Origin of the sequence: Heyndrickxia oleronia, assembly GCF_017809215.1 — a bacterium.
GTDB classification, from domain to species: domain Bacteria; phylum Bacillota; class Bacilli; order Bacillales; family Bacillaceae_C; genus Heyndrickxia; species Heyndrickxia oleronia.
In genome coordinates this window covers 4,371,355-4,390,366 of record NZ_CP065424.1, presented here as the reverse complement: position 1 = coordinate 4,390,366, position 19,012 = coordinate 4,371,355, and the positions used below count along the sequence as shown (strand labels likewise).

Genomic DNA, 19,012 nt, shown 5'->3' with positions numbered 1-19,012 from the left:
ACAATCAAGGGAGGAATTTTCATGAAAATCGCTGTTTTAGGTGCTGGACTTATGGGAAAGGAAGCAACTAGAGATTTGGTGAATAGTGCAGGTGTGGAGAAAGTTACATTAGCGGATGTGGATGTGAAAAGAGCTGAGGCTGTATGCCAGCAGCTGCAATCTACGAAACTATCATCTGCCTACTTAGATGCAACTAACCAAGATCAATTGGCAAATTTTATCCGTGATTATGATGTCGTTATTAATGCTCTTTTTTATACTTTCAATGAAAAAGTGGCTAGAGCAGCGATTGATGTGGGGGTAAACTGTGTAGATTTAGGAGGGCATATTGGGCACGCGACAGATCATGTTTTGGCAATGCATGAGGATGCAAAAAATGCAAATGTGACGTTGATTCCTGATTTAGGTGTAGCACCTGGAATGATTAATATTCTTACTGGTTATGGTGCTAGTCAGCTGGATGAGGTTAAATCGATTAAAATTTATGTAGGTGGTATTCCTGTCGTACCTGAACCACCACTTGAGTATAATCATGTATTTTCTATGGAGGGGGTATTCGATCACTATACTGATCCATCTTTAGTTATAAGAAACGGAATCAAACAGGAGGTTCCTTCTTTATCTGAGATTGAAACAATCCATTTTGAAAGATTTGGTCCACTAGAAGCATTTCATACAGCAGGTGGAACATCGACATTATCCCTGTCCTATCCAGATGTAGAGACACTTGAATATAAAACGATACGGTATCAGGGGCATGCAGAAAAGTTTAAATTACTAGTTGATCTAAATCTAACAAGAAGTGATTATGAAGTAGAAGTAAACGGTCAAAAAATCAAGCCCCGGGATGTCTTATTAAAAGCATTAGATCCGATAGTTGAGCTAGGTGAGAAAGATGATGCTGTACTTCTTAGAGTGATTGTTGAAGGAAATAAAAATGGTGCAAAGAAAAAGCTAGAATATGAATTGATCACCTATAAAGATCGTGTGAATCAAGTAACCGCCATGGCTCGGGCTACTGCAAATACGATATCTGTTGTAGCCCAAATGATTGGTAGTGGACTTATTTCTCAAAAAGGTGTATACCCACCAGAAAAAATTGTTCCTGGAAGGGCTTATATTGAAGAAATGGCAAAGCGCGATGTTAATATAGTGGATAAAAGTTCGCAATCTCGTTCTAATGTTAATGTATAATCCTGTTTCTCTCCCTCTAATAAATAGGGGGAGTATTTTATAGCTTGAAAAGGAGTAGAACAAAGTGAATCAAAGTATTATTAAGGCATTAAGCCTTTTGGACTTTTTCTCAGAGGAAAGACCTGAATTGAGCTTAAAGGAAATAACTGAGCTTGTTCAATTACCAAAGCCAACGGTCTATCGTTTATTGTCATCATTAGAATATTGTGGCTTTCTAACGAAAACAAGGGATTCTGACTATGATAAGCGTTACAGACTTGGATTAAAGCTAATGGAGTTAGGACAATTGGTATCGGATCAATTGGAATTAAGGAAGATTTCGCTCCCCTTTATGAAAGAATTGGCCAATGATATAAATGAGGTTGTCCACTTAGTCATTGTCCATCAGGATGAGGCTGTTTATATTGAAAAAGTGGAAAGTACCCATGCATTACGGCTATATACAAGAATTGGAAAGAGGTCGCCTCTTTATCTTGGTTCCGGCCCCAAATTACTATTAGCCTATTTATCAGATGAAAAGAGAAAAGCAATAATAGAGAAGACGACTTTACAAGATTTTAAAAAAGATCTCTTGAGTAAAGATCGGTTAATGAAGGAAATAGAAGAAATCCAAAGAAATGGTTTCTCTGTTAGTTATGGAGAACAGGATGAGGGAACAATCGGAATATCATTTCCTATATATAATTATTACGGTGAAGTAATCGCTTCTCTTGCGGTAAGTGGCCCTTATTATCGCTTTGAGGGTAGGAATTTAGAGAATATTAAAGACAAGACAAGGATTATTTCTAAAAAAATTTCCTCCGAGTTAGGGCATCGTTCATGTTCGATTTAAGTGCTATCTTTTATCAATGATAATTGCTATATTAGTGTTATTGTTTAATTTGGAAGAAGGTTTACAGAAGTGCTGAAAACAATGTTATCAAATATAGCAATTATATTATTTATGCATCTATGTCTCCAGCCTTTGTATTTTGCAAATAAAAAGCAAGGGATAAGGAATGCAGTATTACATGTTATTATTGTCTCATTTACAGTTATTAGTTTATTTTATTTTCCTATATTGATAGAAGAGAAATTTCGATTTGATTTAAGGGCCATTCCCATCTCCTTTATATCTGTTATGCATGGAGTGATTTTTGCGATTCCAGTTGTCATTATAGCAAGTGTATGGAGATTTATATTAGGTGGAGCGGGGGCATTTCCTGGTATTATTTTTTCAATTATCATACCAGCAATATTGAGTTTGATTATCCGTCGTTTTTTTCATTGGGGAAAATTTGGAGTAATGAAGGTGCTATTTTTTTCTACTATCATTTGGGCAGTTTGTGATCTTCCATTTTTATTTTTTGTCGATTTAGATATAAACTTTTATATGATGCGTTATGTGACATTTCAATTAAGTGTATTAATATTATTTGCTTTCACTAAACTATCTTACCATCATCTTCATTTACTTAACCAATTTAAGTTTAATGCAGAACATGATTCATTAACAAAATTGTTTAATATGAAAAGATTTTATGAGGAAATAAAAGCACTTAAGCATTTAAACAGTGAGGGTGGATATATTGCTATGATTGATATTGATCATTTTAAAAAGATCAATGACACATATGGTCATCAAACTGGAGATTTAGTTTTAAGAAATTTTGCGAAGATTTTATTGAAACATAGACAGCAAAGGACTATAGTAGCCCGCTACGGTGGGGAAGAGTTTATTTTTTTTAAACAGACAGATACGTTTGAAGAAGCTCTCCAAACATTTGAAGAGGTTAGAAAAGATGTTGAAACCTCCCAGTTCTATAGAAAAACTGGGGAGCTTATAGGTCAAGTTACTATTTCAATTGGAGTGGCTTCATTTCCAGCCAATTCAAAACTAGAGTATGCAGTAAAGACAGCTGATGAACAGCTATATAAAGCAAAAATGAATGGAAGGAATCAAGTGGTATGTTCGATAAAATAATCTTTTACATACCCAACTAGATATAGAGAACCAGTAACTAATACGATTCCTGTGCGTTGTGTTTGGTGAAATACATAATCAAACACATCAGCTATGTTGTCAAGAAAAATATAATTTGTTTTTCCAATTGAGCGAAGCGTGTGATGAATATCTTCGCTGCTGCTATTTCTCTCCAAAAATGGATGTGGCGTAAACACATAGATTGCATTAGGAATCTCAATGGAACGAAGCATTGTACTAATCTCTTTATTGGAGGAGATAGACATAATAACAATCGAAATCGGCATGTTTAATGAATCGATGTTTTCTTTTAAGGTTTTTAATTCTAGTGAATTATGGGCACCATCAAACAAGAATTGTTGTCCTTCTATTTCTAGGAGCTCCATTCTACATGAAGATTGGACATGTCTTAGGGCGTGCATAATTTTTTCTTTATCAAATGAATAGCCCATCTCTATTAATGCTTCACTAACCGCTAGTGCATTACTAGCATTTTGAATCTGATGGGTACCAAGCATTTGTAATTGTTGTTTTTCTATTAAAAAATAATTTCCTTTATAATAGAATATACTTCCATTTTTATCAGATTGCTTCATTATAAATCCATAATCACGATTGATAAAATGGAATTTTGTTCCATCAAGTGCTTCAAGCTTTAATAAATAGTTCCTTGCTTGAACATTATTCATTCCACAAATAGCATATTGGGTGGATTCTTTAATAATACAGGATTTATCGATAATAATATCCTCAATTGTTGCTCCTAATAGATGGGAATGATCCATCGTAATCTCCGTAAAGACGGCAATAAGTGGATCAATCACATTGGATGGATCTGTTTTTCCTCCTACTCCATTTTCAAATACAATTAGTTGAAGTCCTTGTTGCTTAAAATAAAGAAGTGCGATCACTATCATAATATGCATATGAGCAACATATTGCTCAAACTCATAATTGCTAAGCTTATTTTCAACTACTTCTACTAAGGTAATAAAATCCTCACGGTCAATCCTTTTTCCATTATGTGAAAATCGTTCTTCATAATGGGTGAGATGAGGTCCAGTAAAAAGTCCATGCGGATAGGAATGCTGTGTAAGGATAGCTGAAATAAAATGTGCAGTGCTACCTTTCCCGCAGGAGCCAGTGATTTGAATAAACTGAAATTCAGATAGATGAATGGAAAATAGTTCGAGTAAATCTCTCATAATCTGGTGGTGAAACCCATTTTTTCGATTCATTGTTCGACCATTAAATTTTGAAAGATAGCTAAGAGCGTGATTGTACCGTGAATTCACCATAGTATGAAACTCCTGTTTTTTGCGATAGTCATGATAAAATTTTACCATAAGCGTATTAAATCTCAAGAAAATACAAACCGAAAAAATAGGTTGTCTAAAAAGCTTATTAGACAACCTTATTGTCAGGTTCCTTTGGTAATGGATCGACTCTATTGGCATCTTCAAGATCTAATGCTTGTATAATGCCATAAATAAATGTCCATCCTGAGAAACCTATTATTGTGATAAGAACACCAAATGTAATCACATAATCCAACATGATCCTCATCCCCTTTTAATAAAAGGTATGCAGGTCATTGGATGAAATTTCATGATTTTTTCGCTAAATTTTCATTAATTTCAGTTCTAGTCTTCCATTCCCTTTTTAAGAGACCGAATAATAGCATATCATACGTCTTTCCGTGGCGCTGTAGAAACTCTCGATAGATTCCTTCCTGTTGGAATCCTAGCTTCTTATATAAGGAAAGAGCAGGTACATTGTAATCAAATACAGTGAGCTGCACGCGGTCTAGATTTAGCTCGTAAAAGGCGAAATCTAATGCAAGCTTCATGCTTTCATAACCATATCCCTTCCCACGAAGATCTTTTCCGCCAATTGCAATAGCAATCCAGCATACTCGATTATTCCACAGAATTCCGTCGAGTTCAATGTATCCAACCAGTGCACTAGTATGTAAATTTCTTATCGCAAATAGGTATTGGGTGTTTGAATCAGAAAACTCTTCAAACCATTTTGTTAATTGTGATTTTGAGCGGGGAGTGGCAGGCATTGCATCAAATAAATGGGAAAATTCTGTATCATCAAACCATGTCAGGATCGTCTCTAAATCGCTTTCATGAAGTGCAGTTAATTTAACATGTTCTCCTGTCAGTAAATCCATAATAACCCTCCGACTTTTTTCTACTATGAAATTCGACATAAGGGGAGAAAATCCTGCAACCATTGTTGTTGTATATTATTTTATCCTTTTTTGTTCATTTAATAGTTGGTCAACTTTTTTCTCAATTCTTTCTAATTGCTTAACTTTTATGTCTGATGAGCGGCGAATGGATCTTACAATGTAGATACATAAAAATACTAAGAATATCCAAAAAATGATAGGAAATAAACCTGAGATAAATTGTATTTCCATAAATATTATCACCACCATTGTTGGAAAATTTAATCCATTTTGAACGGATTATTCGGTTTTACTTCGGATTTTTCTTTTTTCAAAATATATCCATATGTAATAAATTGTCCAGGCTAACACTAATATTAGGAAAGAGTAATTTTTATATCTTTCTGGAAGATAAAGTATGCCTAGTATGGACAGAAATAGTGCGGGTATGATTAAGGTAATATACTTTTTTTTATGCATAATGAATTTCCCCTTTATCTATATTTACGAACGAATGAATAGTAAGTTTCAAATTTGATGGAATATTGTGAAGTTAAATCGAATGGTAGATTAGCTGTTAATGATTAAAATTAGAGGATACGAAACAGGTGGTATAGGTGAGTGGGAACAAAAGATATGCACAGGATAATCAGCGGTTAAAAAAGGGTATCTAGATGCTTTAAAAATTAACAAGATCCCCCATTAAATGAACATGATTCTATTGGTGGGAAGAAAACAAAAGAACTTGATATGACTAATAATACACACCTATTTTTTCCTTTCCCTTTATCTAGCAAGTATGTATAAATCGATATCTTTACTTTTATTACTCTAAATTTTATATTGTTTATTTTCTAAGACGATAATTTTCTCATGAGTTGGAGTAAGTGCGGTTCGTTTGGTATTTTCCACTAATTCATGAATATGATTCACACATTTTTGGGCTCCCATTACTAATAATGGAACCCCGATACGATTTAATTTTAATCCTTTCGCGAGAAATCCTCCTAAGGACATAGAAAAAGGGACAGTAGGTGACGTATTAGAAAAAATAATCCGTTCCTCCACTTTGAAATGTTTCAATAGAAGAATTCCGAAATTTAAAAGTGAAGGAATGACAAGATTTTGCGATTTTCTACCTAATGTATAAACGGAGTTTCCTTCCGCATCTTTTCCATGAAATATAAACGTACCGAAATCTTTTTTGCTTAGTTTGTTAAAATAAGGAACTGCTAAAATTTCCTCTTTTGATAGAGATGTGAATGGTGGTTTAAGAATTTGCAAATGAATAGCTGCAGCCAATGAAGTGGTATGGGTTCCACCGTAGTCGTTATAAATATATATCATAAAATCTTCCTTTCAAAAAATTCAAAAGTAAGTTAACTGCAAATAATTCTGTATTTAATAGGTAGGGTATTTCTCAAAGTTAGAAAAATAATAGGGAAATGACAAGAAAATTATTATTAATCTATTTTAAATAGGCGATTAGTGTAATTTATTAAAATGATTTCAAGACTTTTCAAAAATCAAAATAAAACTAACCCAAAAGTAAAAAATGCTTTTGAAAATCGAGTTATCCTAATCTCTATTTACATACCTTGAGAGTTAGTTTGCATATTATTTTTGTTCTTATTCTGCAAACGATTGTACTTCATTAGATGTTACAATTCTTTTCATTAGTTCAGATACGAAAAAAGACAAGGATTTCAAAATTACTGAAATCCTTGTCTTTTTTGAGTTTTTATTAACGGCCCCGAGAGGACTCGAACCTCCGACGCATGGTTTAGGAAACCGTTTAGGTAGTTTTACATCGTTTTACATGCTTTTATATGTGTTGGTTTATCTGAAATTAGTTAAATAATATGCAAACAAACTTTCGTATTTTTTTATGGATTTCCATTTCATTCGTGCCAATTTTGTGCCGACTTTTTTATATTATTTTTACCAAATATATTTTCTCCAAATTGTTTTGCAGCTGCTTGCTGGATGTTTGGTAAAACGTGTGAATACATATCCAATGTGACAGTTACGGAATAATGCCCAAGTCTTTCTTGAACAACTTTAGGATGAACACCTTGTTTTAGTAGTAGAGTTGCATGTGTGTGGCGCATATCATGAAATCGTATCTTTTTCAGCATTGATTCATCCAAGTCTTTTAACCATTCTCGATCTAGATTCCTTGGCAATATAAAAGATCCTGTTGAATTGGTTATTAATAGATCTTGATCATTATAGGTAATGCGATTTTTCATTTTATATTTCATCTGTTCGTGCTTATAATTTTTTAACAGTTCAATGACATGTTCGTCTAATGAAATATTTCGATAAGCATGTTCCGTTTTTAGTGGACCTAATTCATAGCCTCCACCTTTTTTCTTAGTAACTGCTTGTCTTACTGAAAGGTAAGAATTAATGAAATCAAAATCCTGCCATCTTAATCCTAAAATTTCCCCTTTTCTCATTCCGGTGGTTAGGGCTAATAAATAGGCAACGAAAAATCGTTTTTCTTTGGTAAAGTCTAGAAAGAAAGATACATCCATTTCATCCCAAACCTTCATTTGAATTCTCTCTGGTTTAGGAGGTTTAATTACAGAGCAAGGATTCTTGATTGCTAATTCCCATTCAATAGCCTTATTAAATGCATTATTTAATATTCTATGCATATGAACTATTGACTGATTTGAAAGGATTTCTTCTTCAATATAAGAATCATACATTTCCTGAATATGGGAAGGCTTTAATTGATCAATTTTCATATTACCCAAGTTAGGGATGAGGTGATTCATTACATAAGGTTTGTAATGAGCAAAAGTGCCAGCAGCTACATGCTTGTGCTTATGTTCTAACCATTGAAGTAAAAAGTCCTTTAATTTTAATATTTTGGGGATTAACAAAGGTTCCAGATTCGATTTCGAGTATCTTTTGGGCAAGCATTCTTCGTGTTTCTGTTTTAGTTCGATAAGGACCAAAACGCTTTTGTTTTCTTTTTCCTGACACGGGGTCAATACCAATATCCAGTCTAAAACCGTAACCACCAGTCATTTCGTATATTTTGGGTTCTCTCATTTATATTTTCACTCCTTGTTTCCCTAATATGAGCATTGCTGATATTTCTGTATTGTTAAAGAGGGGGATAAATACAAATGTTAAGAAAAGAAACGTATGTTCTGTTTTATTTCTAAAAGAAAACTTCATCCTTTAATAGGTGAAGTGTAATTAATAGACATTTATTTTAATGTGATTGAATGATAAAAGATTTCATTCCGGAAAGTTCCTGATTCTGGGCTAAAATTTCAATATTTGTAGATTGGTTATTAGTAATAGACAAAATGTTTAATTCATACTTTTGATATTTACTACTTTTTTTTGTTGAGAAGTTACCACTTATTAGATACATAAACCTACCAGAATGAAATTTTGGTGTTATTGTATTATTACCTGCAACTAATATTTTTACTTCTTTGTCAGATAGTAGTTGTAAATCGAAATCTTCGCCCATAACTGTGGGTGTATTGATAATAACTGATAATTCACAAGATCTCCCTGTGTCAAATACTAATTCACTTTTTGGAAAAATTGTAATATCAGCAGTATTTTGTCCCTGTGATTTTCTATTTAATAATTCCTTTGAAATAGTGTCCTTATGTGATTCTAATTCCTTTTTCAATTCACCATTTAAGTTAAGTAATAAAGATATTGTTATTCCTTCTGCAGCAATTATCACTATTGTAAGTGCAATATACCAAGTGTTTAGACCTAAATAGTTTCCTAAAAGACCTCCGCAGAAAAATAATAGAATTTGAATTACCCAATTAATAAATTGCACTAGATATTACCTCAATTATATTAAGGAGTTTTTCTTCATCATTAGAATTAATAGATAACTTCCCCTGTTTTTTTAATGATAAAAATGTACTGTTTGATAAAAAATTCACATAGTCAATTGTCCAGTTATTCTCTAATTTATCTAACTCGCTTATTTCGAGACTTTCCATTTCAATGTCATTATCATTTTCATCTATATACTCCAGTTTTTTTACAAATCCATTTGTTCTTTGAATAATTTCTACAAAATTATTATTTTCAAAAATAATTTGTCGTGGTGTTTCTCCATATTCATCAATAATAAATTTTTTAATTAATTCTACATAATTTGTTTGGATATTTTCCACAAATAATATATTGTTGGTTAAGAAAGAATTAACATATTGTGAAAATGGTAATTTTAATTCTTCACCACCTTTTTTGGTACCACCAATGTACTCGTCAGAAATATGAAAAACTATATGATATGTTTTAGGTGAAATTTTTGTCGAGTTAAACAACGATACATCGTCATCCTTTTTAGAAAACAATTTCCATGTTTTCTTCTTTTCACTGTTTTGAAAGTGGAAATTTTTATTATCAAATTTGAATAAGGCAAAATTCATTTATTTCACCCCTTTCGTTTTTAATCTTCTTCATTTTCTAATTCAATTAATTTGTATGACAAGAATATTACAAAGTTTTTTTGATTGTCAAAGCCTGAAAACTCACTTGAATTTAATACAATTCTGTTGTCATTCTTATATAGCTTCACTGTTTTTAAATTTGGACCATCCGTCTCTTCGAAACTTGGCATCTCAAAAGAGATTTGTACCATCTTTCCTTGATCTTTGTAGATTTGGTCGATTAATGATTCGTTATCGCTGTCTGCAGTATCGATTTCATAATAAACTTTTTTTGTACTATCCTTCTCATTATCTACCTTTTCTAGTCTTACTTCATTCCACTTATATTTACTTCTTACTTTCCTCATTAGTTTATCAGATAATCGCAAATTTGAAACATCAAAACCAAGTGATTCTACTAAATTTTTCACATTACTTTTTATTTTTTCTTCCGCGGTATCATCACAAAAAATTATCAATAAATTATCTTCTGTTAAAAAAATACGAGCCTTACTAAAAAATGAATATTCTCTTCTTTGAGAAGTGACATTTTCATCGCTATCTGAAAAGTAAGCTTGGTTGTAATAACCTAATGAACCTCTACCCGTAGCAAATGATTCAATTAAGGAATGGTCTAATATTTTTTCCATTCTTATCTTTAAAAATCCCTCGCCATTAATAACTCCATTTTCGTTAGGTGATGTAAACTCTTCCATCTTCTCCATTACTTTTTGTAAATCAATACTCCCGTCGTGTTTAGAAAAAAATAAATCTAATTGGTCATTATCATTTAATTTGTAAATATTAAAAACAGTCAATCTAATTTCCACCTTTCTAGTTTGATACTGATTTATCAATATCACCTTCCGCCAAGATTGCATAATTTTATGACGAAAAGTGAGATCCAGTAGATATAATTAGAATTCTACATTAATTATAATATTTCGACATTAAAGTTTATTTTCCTTTTATTTGGAATTAAATTCAGTACTTCATCTACATCTGGAATAGGAACTATAAATTGGTGAACAATTTGAGGGTCGATACCCTCAACAGTTAATCTCTTTTTTATTGATTTAAGATTTATTCCGAGTTTATTGGGGAAGTCTGCATTTAATAAAAAATCTGTTTTGTATAACGAAAAAGTAATAATTGATTCATCGAACTGATCACGTTCAAAATACTCAAATGGTTTAATAACATCAAAGTAATGTATAGGCTTGTCCCAATTGATTTCAAATGATTTAAAAGTTAACACGTACCAGTAGGGTATTAATTTTTCATTAACATATTCATGATAAACTCTTTGTTGTGGCATTACAGTGAAACCCCTTTCTTTTTCTTCTCTAACAAGATATTTAATTTATGTAAAATTGAATTGGTCTCATCGGAATATGGCGGAGCTTTACGGTATAAAGATTCCATATATTTTCTATGTTGCTCATCTGATTTTGCTTGTTGGATTTGATTTTGAAAGTGAATTAATCGCTTTCTAGCAAAATCCTCAGTTACATTAAATAACTCTGTTATAAACGAAATACCTTCTTTTAAATTGTAGTAATTTGCAATTTCATATTTTAATAGCATGAAGGTAGGAACGCAGAAATGCAGTGAAAAGTTTTCTGCTTTAATTTCTTGATATTGTAAAAATTGTTTTTTCATATATGATTGGTGTCCTTCATGGGTCAATACATGACATAATTCATGTCCGAATTCTTCCCATGATTCTTGTTTAGAAAGAAATTTATTTAACCAAATATAAAACTTTCCGCAAATAAAATTAGCTTCACTTTTTTCATCCCAGAACTTTAATCTTATATCTAATTTACAAGCTATATCGTTTATATCAATATTATTTGGCTCATTAATATCTAAGTAGGCATACAATTTTTTTATGTAATCTTCAAGTTGAGTATATGTATACAGCACTATGATGACTCCTTTTAAGAATGTATGTTCGGCATTTAGTTATAAAGAAAAGTCCAGTAAGGACTTAAAAATTTGTATTGTCATGGAAGTAATATTAGTACCTTTAATTAATCGTTTTCTTCGCTTTTAATAATCTCCCACATTTTGCGTAATTTACGGAGATCCTCTTCTTTCGAACTAGGTAGTTCTTTGTACCAGCGTTGAAGATCAGGATCATTAATGAAAGCTTCAAACTCTTCATCTTTATTAGTATATGTAGGGTCTTCTTTTCTTCCTAGTAAATAGTCACTAGAAACTTCATATAGTTCGGCGAATTTTCTTAAAGTCTCAGTATCTGGATCTCTTACATCTCTTTCATAGTTTGATAAAACAGCATTTGTGATACCAATCTTTTTAGCAACAGTAATTTGAGACCAATTTCGTTTTTCTCTTTCTTTTTTTAATCTACTTCCTAAACTCATGGAATTCACCAATTTCTATAAATATTTATATTAATTCTACAACAATTAAACATAGCGTTAAATCATTTAAACAAAAAGTTAATTTTTATACAAAAATCGATTGACATTAAACAAAACGTTGATATAATAAAAATATAGAAATTAAACATTACGTTGAAAAAGGGTGGTGAGTAGATGGAATTAAACGAGAAAATTAAAGTTATTCGAAAAGCTAAAAATATTGGTCAATTAGAAATCGCAAACCAGTTAAACCTTACAGTACAGTCATATAGTATGAAAGAAACTGGTAAAAGACCTATCACTATAAAAGAACTTGAGATAATATCTGAAACATTAGGAGTACCAGCTTCGATTTTTTTTGAACATAATTTCAACGTAAAGTTTAATTCAGATGAAACCAAGGAGGTTTGCTAAATGAAAGAGCTACAACACATTTTCAATTTTAAAGGTCGAGATCTTCGAATGATTTTCAAAAACGATGAACCATGGTTTGTCGCAAAAGATGTCTGTGTCATTTTAGAAATTTCTAATAGTCGTGATGCTGTAAATCGATTGGATGAAGATGAAAAAGCTATGTCGGTAATACCTACCCAGTTTGGCAATAAGGAAATGAACCTTATCAATGAATCTGGCCTTTATGAATTAATTTTTTCAAGCAGAAAATCAGAAGCAAAAATCTTTAAAAAGTGGGTTAAGCAAGAAGTTCTTCCTTCTATAAGAAAAACTGGTCAATACTCAACTAACAAAGTTGTTCCACTTTCTAAAGATCAAGCGTTGGTCACTGTTTTGAGAACGACTGCTGACCTCGTTGAAGATACTCAAGCGATAAAGGAAGAACAGCATGAAATCCGTAAATTAGTTACTCAAATAGATAACAAAGTGGAAGAACAAATCACCTTAGATCATGGCGAGCAACGACGATTACAAAAAGGCATTGCTTCAAAAATTTATGAACTCTGTGATGATCCTAAAGAAAGACCAAAGCTATTCAAGGAAATTTATCGTGAAATCAAAGATCGCTTCGGTGTTGCTTCCTATAAAGATGTAAAACGTAAGGAACTTCAATCAGCTATTCGATATGTAGAAAACTGGATTCCTAAACGAGTTTCTTAATTTCAAAGGGGGCCTTCACCATGAATGATCTAACAGAAAAATTCATCTGGGCCGAGCTAAAATACAAACTCTATGGAATAGCAGTGAATATCCAAAATGATGATTATCGGGACAATCAAGAAATATTATCTGACATTAAAGAAGTTCTTAAGATTCTTGAAAGCACAAATCCATAAAGGACGGTGAAAAACAATGATTCAAGTAAACCTAGATTTCGCTGACGAAAAGTTCCGTGAAGTTTTAAGACAAGAAATCGAAAAAGCTATGGGTGATGTTGTTCGTAAAAATCAACTTCCTCCAATGTTGACCCGTAAGGAATTGATGGAATTTTTAAGAATAAGTCAAACCAAAGCATCTGAACTTTTAAATAGACCTGATTTCCCTGTTTTTCGTGAAGCAGGGGTACTTATACCAACGCATCGTCTTATCGAATGGATTGATCTAAATACTAGATGGTTGGAAAGTAACTCCAAATACTTCGAAAAAGTTATCTAATCATAGATTACTAGAACTTCATGTATAGAAAAATATACCAATCAATACAAAGGGGAGAGAACAATGATAAAGGATTCAGCATATGCAGGAGGGGCCATTCAAACACTCCTGCAAGAGGAAGAAATTGAGGGAGTTCAGTTAGCTTTAGATCTGAACGTTTCACCTCAGCTGGTAAGTCATATGAAAAATGATAGAAGAAAGATGCAAAAGGATATCGCTAAACAGTCATTACAGGTTTATAACGACCCTACCTATGCAATGGAGCTTATCTATGAATTTAGTGGAGGATATACATCACCTGTTTTAAAAGGAAAAGCCATTGAACATCATCGTTTAGCATTTGAAGAGTTTGCAGTTAATGAGATGCAAGAAGCAATACAAATTTTACATGATGTTAGCTTTGTGAAACCACCATCTGAAACGAGTAGGGAAGAAAAAGAAAGGGTTGCTCAAGCCATTGATGAAGTATCAGATGCGATTATGGCACTCACTAATTTAAGAGCAATTCTAGCAACTGAATATAGCATTCCACTAAAGGACCAAATGAAGAAAAGGCAGCCAGTTTGGAAAGCTCGTGGATGGATTCAATAAACACTAACCAATTAAACATTATTAGATAGGAGGAAGTAAAAAATGAAATTTATGTTTTCTACAAGCAAATTAATGAAGGCTAGTGAGGTTAAAGCTATCTGTAAGGAAATGAAGGAAAATAAGAAACTTTTAATGCAACAGGAATTAGTCGTTAAATCTACTTTATTCAAAATAAATGAAAAAGCAGCAAGCTAAGCGGGTACTTAACTTACTGCATCAGAATCAACGAATCTTGGATAAATGGATTATATCACTCTATACAAAATCAAGCAAGATGGGCACTTAGTGCCTGTCCTCATGGCTAGGAACTGGACAACCCCACCCCCTTAGTTGAAAGCCGGTTCCTGGTCATGAGGATGGATACTAACCATCACTACATATTAAAAGGAGGATTAAGTTGGTATTAGACGTTTATGTCTGTTGGCAAAACCATGATTTTGCAGTTAAGGACGGACAGGAACCTACATTTTGTCCATTCTGCGGAACAACCGATATGGAATTTAGTCACGAGGCTAAAGATCCCGAGGGAGGTGAGGAAGATGATTGAAACAAAAAACGGCCCAATCTATGAACCAATGTCTCCAGAAGCAAGACCACTATACGAATGGTTGAAAAAGTATCACCTAACACTAGATGGGTCCAGAGCATATATAGATGTGGCTGAAATTTATTTGTCACTTGAATTTGATTTAGCAAAGCAAAATAAAAGACACGTCGGCTAACGTGTCAAAAATTCTAAATATCATATTATAAGCCGATTATAAACGATTTTATAGTTGGCATCAAGTGGAGGGAAATTTATGAAAACATTAAAACTTCTCGAATTGAATCTTAAGAATTTTAAAGGGGTAAAAAGCTTTACCCTGCAGGCAAATGGTGAAAATGTAAAAGCTTTCGGTGATAACGCCACTGGAAAAACTACGTTGTTCGATGCTTTTGTATGGGTGTTATTTGATAAAGACAGCCGGAACAAAAAAGAATTTGCAATCAAAACGCTTGATTCCAAAGGAAATAAGCTTCATGGATTAGATCATGAGGTTGAAGCGAAGTTATCAATCGATGGTAGACCTTTGACGTTAAAAAAGGTTTATACAGAAAAATGGACCAAGAAGCGTGGTTCTGCACAATCAGAATTTACTGGACATACTACAGACTATTTTATCGATGGTGTACCAAGTAAGAAGAAAGAGTATGTTGATAAGGTTGCATCCATCATCGATGAAGAAATATTCAAGCTTCTCACAAGCCCAACTTATTTTAATGAACAACTTAAATGGCAGGATTGTCGTAAAACATTGCTTCAAGTCGCAGGTGATGTGACAGATGAAGAAGTAATTGCATCTCAAAAATCACTTGCTGAACTGCCAGCTATACTTGAAGGTCGTAGCATCGAAGGTCATATAGCAATGATTGTTGCTAAACAAAAAGAAATCAATAAGCAATTAGAAAAAATACCGGTTCGAATTGATGAAATAAATATTGGATTGCCGGATTTGAGTGGATTAAACAAGCAAATGCTAGAAGGCGCTATAAACCAAATTAATAAAGAGATTGATGAAAAGACGGATCAAATAAGTAATATCCGAAACGGTAATGCAATCACTCAAAAGCAGAAAGCTATTCAAGAAATTGAAATAGAACTATTACGAATCAAACAAGAGCATGAATCAGGATCCAAGGATGAGGTTTATAAATTAAAAGCTAGGATTCAAGAAGAACAATCTAATGTTTCTATTTTAAATTCCAAACTTGAAAACTTGAAAAATCAGAAGCGGTATAACGATGACAATATCAAGCGGATTGAAGAGAGTTTAGTTCAACTCCGTCAAGATTGGCATGAGATAAATAGTCAAGAGTTTGTTCATACAGATGCTTGTGAGTGCCCAACATGTGGACAATCTTTACCTGAAGAGCAAGTCTCAGCAGCAAGGGATACAGCATTATCTCAATTTAATTTATCTAAGGCTAAAAAGCTAGAGGATATTAACGAAAAAGGCAAACGAGGTAATGAACAAAAGCAAAAATTCCTTACGGATAATGAGAATTTATCCAAAGAATATGAAAAGATTACTGATCAAATTTCTGAAAAGAACGAAATTCTTTCCAAACTAGACAAACAGCTTAAGGCATTGGAAAGCAACATTATCGATATCACAGAAAATGATCAATACGTTGCTAAGCTTCAAGAAAAATCGAACCTTGAAAGCGAAATAAATGATTTACGTAGCTTTGCGCAAGAATCCATTTTATCGATTCAAGAGGAAATAGCAAAGCTTAAATCAGAACGTGATCAGTATCAGCAGGATTTAAATAAGTTCTCGATTGTTGATCAATCCCAAAAACGGATCGAGGAACTTACCCAGCAAGAAAGAAAGCTAGCTGCTGAATATGAAAAATTGGAAAAGGAGAATTTCCTTACAGAAGAATTTATTCGTACCAAGGTAAATTTACTTGAGGAAAAAATCAATTCTAAGTTCAAATATGCTCGATTCAAATTATTTGAGGAACAAATCAATGGTGGATTAAAGGAAACATGTGTAACTACTTTTAACGGTGTTCCATATGACTCTGGACTGAATAATGCAGCACGTATCAATGTCGGTTTGGACATCATTAACACTTTATCTGAGCATTATGGATTACTTGCCCCTATCTTTATCGATAACCGTGAAGCTGTAACAAAGTTAATAGAAACAAAATCACAAACGATTAGCTTGGTTGTATCTGAAAAGGACAAGGTACTGCGTGTCGAAAATCAAGATTCGTTGAAGGAGGCTATCTAATGCCAAAGTTTTTAGTTGAAGAAGTTAGGAATATGGTCTCAAGAGCAGAGATTGCTGCTTCAAACGCACAAGAGGCATTGTATCTATTCAGACGTGCAAATAATAAAAGTTTTATCAATGAGGCTACCGAGGATGTGCATACTACAGCAATTGAAATCAATGGAGAGGATGATGATAAATGAGTAATCAAAATCAATTAGCAATGGTCAAAAAAGATACAGTCGATGTCGTGGCATCGAAGGTTCGAGAGTTTCAAGAACGTGGGGAATTACACTTCCCTGCGGGTTATTCTCCTGATAATGCTATGAAAAGTGCATGGTTAATTTTACAGGAAACTAAGGATAGAAATAAACGTCCTGCTTTAGAGATTTGTACTAGGGATAGCGTGGCGAATGCTTTACTAGATATGGTAGTCCAAGGATTAAACCCATCTAAAAAGCAATGTTACTTCATTGTTTATGGAAACCAATTAGTTTGTATGCGTTCTTACTTTGGAACTATGGGTGTTACCAAAAGAGTAACCGGGGCGAAGAGCATAGATGCAGCTGTTATCTATGAGGGTGACGAAGTGGTATATGAAATGGTTAATGGTAGAATCACAAATCTAGTCCATAAACAAAAATTCGGGAACATCAATAAGGAAAATATCATCGGTGCTTACTGCACGATTGTTATCGATAAAGACAATGTATATCACGAATTAATGACAATGGACGAGATTAGGCAAGCTTGGAAAAAATCGCAAATGTGGGGGAAAGATCAAGCAGAAGAACGTAAAGGAAGCACTCATGATGAATTTAAACAGGAAATGGCTAAGAAAACAGTCATCAATCGTGCTTGTAAGAAGTTCTTAAATTCCTCTGATGATAGTAGTCTTCTGATGCAACATATTAATCGTTCAAGTGAAGCTGCAGAAGAGGCGCAAGTACAGGAAGAAATCCAGCAAAACGCAAATAGTGAAATTATCGATGTGGAATATGAAGTGGATCCAGAAGAACCAAATCAAATTGAAGATCAGTCTTCTCAGCAGGTCGATGTCAACCAAGAACAAATGCAATTTGAACACACAGGAACAGGACCTAACTTCTAATGATTGAAATCAAAGCATTCGGAAGTTCTAGTGCAGGGAATTGCTACTACATAACAGATGGTAGCACTCCCTTGCTACTGGAGGCAGGGATCAGATTTAAAGAGGTTCAAAGACAACTTAATTTCCAAACTGCGAATATCGCAGGGTGTTTAGTTACTCATGAGCACGGAGATCACTGTAAGGCAATTAAGGATGTTCTTAAGGCTGGAATAGATTGCTACATGTCAGAGGGAACGGCAGGAGCTATCAATGTTCAACATCACAGAATAAAGCATGTGAAAGCGAAAGAGCAGTTTCAAATCGGTACCTGGGCCATTTTACCGTTTGATGTTCAACACGATGTATCAGAGCCATATGGCTTTCTATTAGCTAATCAAGAAGGCGAGAAGGTTTTATTTGCCACTGATACCTATTACATCAAATACAGATTCCAGGGGTTAACTCACATCATGGTGGAGTGTAATTACTCTATGGAAATGCTAAGCGAAAACATTGCTAGTGGTCGAACACCAAAACTAATGAAAAAACGCCTTATAAAGTCGCATATGAGCTTAGAAAACTTCAAAGAGTTTCTTAAGGCGAATGATTTAAAAAAGGTTCAGGAGATCTGGATGCTGCACTTGAGTGATTCAAATAGTGATGCTGATTTGTTTAAGAAAGAAGTCATGCAACTAACAGGGAAGATGGTTATTATCCCTTAAAAAGTTTCCTTTTATATCATAAATGCGAAATTTGATGAACGATTTTAGGAATATACTACAGGCAAATGATGAAAGGGTGAACG

The 19,012-nt window shown here is 33.3% G+C and carries 28 protein-coding genes and 1 pseudogene; 15 read left to right on the top strand and 14 right to left on the bottom strand.

Annotation, left to right across the window (positions count from 1 at the left end; translation table 11 throughout):
- Positions 1-21 precede the first annotated feature (21 nt).
- The 3 genes from I5818_RS22145 to I5818_RS22135 all read left to right on the top strand — a co-directional run bounded on the left by I5818_RS22145 (position 22) and on the right by I5818_RS22135 (position 3,157).
- Complete coding sequence (locus tag I5818_RS22145; RefSeq protein WP_078109384.1) at positions 22-1,194, top strand: saccharopine dehydrogenase family protein; 1,173 nt, start codon at positions 22-24, stop codon at positions 1,192-1,194.
- A 64-nt stretch (positions 1,195-1,258) separates the two neighbouring features.
- On the top strand, positions 1,259-2,026 hold the full coding sequence (locus I5818_RS22140) for an IclR family transcriptional regulator (protein ID WP_078109383.1): 768 nt from the start codon (positions 1,259-1,261) through the stop codon (positions 2,024-2,026).
- A 69-nt stretch (positions 2,027-2,095) separates the two neighbouring features.
- On the top strand, positions 2,096-3,157 hold the full coding sequence (locus tag I5818_RS22135; RefSeq protein WP_209391819.1) for a diguanylate cyclase: 1,062 nt from the start codon (positions 2,096-2,098) through the stop codon (positions 3,155-3,157).
- Here I5818_RS22135 and I5818_RS22130 read toward each other — a convergent pair.
- The 14 genes and pseudogenes from I5818_RS22130 to I5818_RS22070 form a co-directional block, all read right to left on the bottom strand.
- A complete protein-coding gene (locus tag I5818_RS22130; protein ID WP_169846947.1) occupies positions 3,133-4,455 on the bottom strand; it encodes a bifunctional folylpolyglutamate synthase/dihydrofolate synthase in 1,323 nt (440 codons plus the stop codon). The two genes, I5818_RS22135 and I5818_RS22130, sit on opposite strands and share 25 nt — an antisense overlap.
- Before the next feature lie 106 nt (positions 4,456-4,561).
- Positions 4,562-4,714, bottom strand: coding sequence for a hypothetical protein (locus I5818_RS22125; RefSeq protein ID WP_161809517.1), 153 nt, complete (start codon positions 4,712-4,714; stop codon positions 4,562-4,564).
- Between the two features lie 49 nt (positions 4,715-4,763).
- Positions 4,764-5,336: a GNAT family N-acetyltransferase gene (locus I5818_RS22120; RefSeq protein ID WP_235849744.1), complete on the bottom strand. Its 573-nt coding sequence runs from the start codon at positions 5,334-5,336 to the stop codon at positions 4,764-4,766.
- Between the two features lie 75 nt (positions 5,337-5,411).
- On the bottom strand, positions 5,412-5,588 hold the full coding sequence (locus I5818_RS22115; RefSeq protein WP_169846946.1) for a hypothetical protein: 177 nt from the start codon (positions 5,586-5,588) through the stop codon (positions 5,412-5,414).
- 579 nt (positions 5,589-6,167) lie between these two features.
- The gene (locus I5818_RS22110) at positions 6,168-6,683 is read right to left on the bottom strand and encodes a DUF3189 family protein (RefSeq protein WP_078111522.1); all 516 of its coding nucleotides are present in this window, start codon (positions 6,681-6,683) and stop codon (positions 6,168-6,170) included.
- Between the two features lie 554 nt (positions 6,684-7,237).
- Complete coding sequence (locus I5818_RS22105) at positions 7,238-8,092, bottom strand: tyrosine-type recombinase/integrase (RefSeq protein ID WP_478210445.1); 855 nt, start codon at positions 8,090-8,092, stop codon at positions 7,238-7,240.
- A gap of 12 nt (positions 8,093-8,104) precedes the next feature.
- Positions 8,105-8,230, bottom strand: a pseudogene (locus I5818_RS26515) (site-specific integrase); the annotation flags it as partial.
- Positions 8,172-8,402: an Arm DNA-binding domain-containing protein gene (locus I5818_RS22100; RefSeq protein WP_169846999.1), complete on the bottom strand. Its 231-nt coding sequence runs from the start codon at positions 8,400-8,402 to the stop codon at positions 8,172-8,174. The gene I5818_RS22100 and the pseudogene I5818_RS26515, both read right to left, overlap by 59 nt.
- A 166-nt stretch (positions 8,403-8,568) precedes the next feature.
- Positions 8,569-9,162 carry a hypothetical protein gene (locus I5818_RS22095; protein ID WP_209391818.1) on the bottom strand — a complete coding sequence of 198 codons (594 nt, stop codon included), beginning with the start codon at positions 9,160-9,162 and terminating at the stop codon, positions 8,569-8,571.
- Positions 9,149-9,766, bottom strand: a complete 618-nt coding sequence (locus I5818_RS22090) for a hypothetical protein (RefSeq protein WP_078111429.1) — start codon at positions 9,764-9,766, stop codon at positions 9,149-9,151. Before I5818_RS22090 ends, I5818_RS22095 begins: the two co-directional genes overlap by 14 nt.
- Before the next feature lie 20 nt (positions 9,767-9,786).
- Positions 9,787-10,584: a hypothetical protein gene (locus I5818_RS22085; RefSeq protein ID WP_078111430.1), complete on the bottom strand. Its 798-nt coding sequence runs from the start codon at positions 10,582-10,584 to the stop codon at positions 9,787-9,789.
- A 116-nt stretch (positions 10,585-10,700) separates the two neighbouring features.
- A complete protein-coding gene (locus I5818_RS22080) occupies positions 10,701-11,084 on the bottom strand; it encodes a hypothetical protein (protein WP_078111431.1) in 384 nt (127 codons plus the stop codon).
- A complete protein-coding gene (locus tag I5818_RS22075) occupies positions 11,084-11,695 on the bottom strand; it encodes an ImmA/IrrE family metallo-endopeptidase (RefSeq protein WP_244975355.1) in 612 nt (203 codons plus the stop codon). Before I5818_RS22075 ends, I5818_RS22080 begins: the two co-directional genes overlap by 1 nt.
- A gap of 107 nt (positions 11,696-11,802) precedes the next feature.
- Entirely contained in the window at positions 11,803-12,156 is a 354-nt protein-coding gene (locus I5818_RS22070) for a helix-turn-helix domain-containing protein (protein ID WP_078109937.1), read from the bottom strand.
- A gap of 174 nt (positions 12,157-12,330) precedes the next feature.
- Between I5818_RS22070 and I5818_RS22065 the strand changes: the two genes are divergently transcribed.
- The 12 genes from I5818_RS22065 (at position 12,331) to I5818_RS22010 (ending at position 18,929) form a co-directional block, all read left to right on the top strand.
- Complete coding sequence (locus I5818_RS22065) at positions 12,331-12,570, top strand: helix-turn-helix domain-containing protein (RefSeq protein WP_078109936.1); 240 nt, start codon at positions 12,331-12,333, stop codon at positions 12,568-12,570.
- Positions 12,571-13,269 carry a BRO family protein gene (locus I5818_RS22060; protein ID WP_078109935.1) on the top strand — a complete coding sequence of 233 codons (699 nt, stop codon included), beginning with the start codon at positions 12,571-12,573 and terminating at the stop codon, positions 13,267-13,269. It abuts the gene before it with no gap.
- Positions 13,270-13,289: 20 nt separating this feature from the next.
- Positions 13,290-13,445: a hypothetical protein gene (locus tag I5818_RS22055; protein WP_169846891.1), complete on the top strand. Its 156-nt coding sequence runs from the start codon at positions 13,290-13,292 to the stop codon at positions 13,443-13,445.
- Positions 13,446-13,461: 16 nt separating this feature from the next.
- The gene (locus I5818_RS22050; RefSeq protein ID WP_078109934.1) at positions 13,462-13,764 is read left to right on the top strand and encodes a hypothetical protein; all 303 of its coding nucleotides are present in this window, start codon (positions 13,462-13,464) and stop codon (positions 13,762-13,764) included.
- Positions 13,765-13,827: 63 nt separating this feature from the next.
- Entirely contained in the window at positions 13,828-14,355 is a 528-nt protein-coding gene (locus tag I5818_RS22045; RefSeq protein WP_078109933.1) for a hypothetical protein, read from the top strand.
- A gap of 42 nt (positions 14,356-14,397) precedes the next feature.
- A complete protein-coding gene (locus tag I5818_RS22040) occupies positions 14,398-14,550 on the top strand; it encodes a hypothetical protein (protein WP_169846890.1) in 153 nt (50 codons plus the stop codon).
- Between the two features lie 202 nt (positions 14,551-14,752).
- A complete protein-coding gene (locus tag I5818_RS22035; protein ID WP_209391817.1) occupies positions 14,753-14,902 on the top strand; it encodes a hypothetical protein in 150 nt (49 codons plus the stop codon).
- Positions 14,895-15,077, top strand: a complete 183-nt coding sequence (locus I5818_RS22030) for a hypothetical protein (protein WP_078109932.1) — start codon at positions 14,895-14,897, stop codon at positions 15,075-15,077. Before I5818_RS22035 ends, I5818_RS22030 begins: the two co-directional genes overlap by 8 nt.
- Positions 15,078-15,155: 78 nt before the next feature.
- Entirely contained in the window at positions 15,156-17,138 is a 1,983-nt protein-coding gene (locus I5818_RS22025; RefSeq protein WP_078109931.1) for an AAA family ATPase, read from the top strand.
- On the top strand, positions 17,138-17,320 hold the full coding sequence (locus I5818_RS22020) for a hypothetical protein (RefSeq protein WP_058003093.1): 183 nt from the start codon (positions 17,138-17,140) through the stop codon (positions 17,318-17,320). The genes I5818_RS22025 and I5818_RS22020 overlap by 1 nt, the downstream gene beginning before the upstream one ends.
- Positions 17,317-18,228 (top strand): recombinase RecT, encoded by a 912-nt coding sequence (locus I5818_RS22015; protein WP_058003092.1) that lies wholly within the window; start codon positions 17,317-17,319, stop codon positions 18,226-18,228. The genes I5818_RS22020 and I5818_RS22015 overlap by 4 nt, the downstream gene beginning before the upstream one ends.
- Complete coding sequence (locus I5818_RS22010; RefSeq protein ID WP_078109930.1) at positions 18,228-18,929, top strand: MBL fold metallo-hydrolase; 702 nt, start codon at positions 18,228-18,230, stop codon at positions 18,927-18,929. The genes I5818_RS22015 and I5818_RS22010 overlap by 1 nt, the downstream gene beginning before the upstream one ends.
- Positions 18,930-19,012: the final 83 nt, after the last annotated feature.

What these genes read in the sequence shown, in the direction of transcription:
- I5818_RS22145 (WP_078109384.1), top strand. Translation starts at nt 22, where the DNA reads ATGAAAATCGCTGTTTTAGGTGCTGGACTTATGGGAAAGGAAGCAACT.
- I5818_RS22130 (WP_169846947.1), bottom strand. Translation starts at nt 4,455, where the DNA reads ATGGTGAATTCACGGTACAATCACGCTCTTAGCTATCTTTCAAAATTT.
- I5818_RS22125 (WP_161809517.1), bottom strand. Translation starts at nt 4,714, where the DNA reads ATGTTGGATTATGTGATTACATTTGGTGTTCTTATCACAATAATAGGT.
- I5818_RS22120 (WP_235849744.1), bottom strand. Translation starts at nt 5,336, where the DNA reads ATGGATTTACTGACAGGAGAACATGTTAAATTAACTGCACTTCATGAA.
- I5818_RS22115 (WP_169846946.1), bottom strand. Translation starts at nt 5,588, where the DNA reads ATGGAAATACAATTTATCTCAGGTTTATTTCCTATCATTTTTTGGATA.
- I5818_RS22110 (WP_078111522.1), bottom strand. Translation starts at nt 6,683, where the DNA reads ATGATATATATTTATAACGACTACGGTGGAACCCATACCACTTCATTG.
- I5818_RS22105 (WP_478210445.1), bottom strand. Translation starts at nt 8,092, where the DNA reads ATGAAAATTGATCAATTAAAGCCTTCCCATATTCAGGAAATGTATGAT.
- I5818_RS22100 (WP_169846999.1), bottom strand. Translation starts at nt 8,402, where the DNA reads ATGAGAGAACCCAAAATATACGAAATGACTGGTGGTTACGGTTTTAGA.
- I5818_RS22090 (WP_078111429.1), bottom strand. Translation starts at nt 9,766, where the DNA reads ATGAATTTTGCCTTATTCAAATTTGATAATAAAAATTTCCACTTTCAA.
- I5818_RS22080 (WP_078111431.1), bottom strand. Translation starts at nt 11,084, where the DNA reads ATGCCACAACAAAGAGTTTATCATGAATATGTTAATGAAAAATTAATA.
- I5818_RS22070 (WP_078109937.1), bottom strand. Translation starts at nt 12,156, where the DNA reads ATGAGTTTAGGAAGTAGATTAAAAAAAGAAAGAGAAAAACGAAATTGG.
- I5818_RS22065 (WP_078109936.1), top strand. Translation starts at nt 12,331, where the DNA reads ATGGAATTAAACGAGAAAATTAAAGTTATTCGAAAAGCTAAAAATATT.
- I5818_RS22060 (WP_078109935.1), top strand. Translation starts at nt 12,571, where the DNA reads ATGAAAGAGCTACAACACATTTTCAATTTTAAAGGTCGAGATCTTCGA.
- I5818_RS22055 (WP_169846891.1), top strand. Translation starts at nt 13,290, where the DNA reads ATGAATGATCTAACAGAAAAATTCATCTGGGCCGAGCTAAAATACAAA.
- I5818_RS22050 (WP_078109934.1), top strand. Translation starts at nt 13,462, where the DNA reads ATGATTCAAGTAAACCTAGATTTCGCTGACGAAAAGTTCCGTGAAGTT.
- I5818_RS22045 (WP_078109933.1), top strand. Translation starts at nt 13,828, where the DNA reads ATGATAAAGGATTCAGCATATGCAGGAGGGGCCATTCAAACACTCCTG.
- I5818_RS22040 (WP_169846890.1), top strand. Translation starts at nt 14,398, where the DNA reads ATGAAATTTATGTTTTCTACAAGCAAATTAATGAAGGCTAGTGAGGTT.
- I5818_RS22030 (WP_078109932.1), top strand. Translation starts at nt 14,895, where the DNA reads ATGATTGAAACAAAAAACGGCCCAATCTATGAACCAATGTCTCCAGAA.
- I5818_RS22025 (WP_078109931.1), top strand. Translation starts at nt 15,156, where the DNA reads ATGAAAACATTAAAACTTCTCGAATTGAATCTTAAGAATTTTAAAGGG.
- I5818_RS22020 (WP_058003093.1), top strand. Translation starts at nt 17,138, where the DNA reads ATGCCAAAGTTTTTAGTTGAAGAAGTTAGGAATATGGTCTCAAGAGCA.
- I5818_RS22015 (WP_058003092.1), top strand. Translation starts at nt 17,317, where the DNA reads ATGAGTAATCAAAATCAATTAGCAATGGTCAAAAAAGATACAGTCGAT.
- I5818_RS22010 (WP_078109930.1), top strand. Translation starts at nt 18,228, where the DNA reads ATGATTGAAATCAAAGCATTCGGAAGTTCTAGTGCAGGGAATTGCTAC.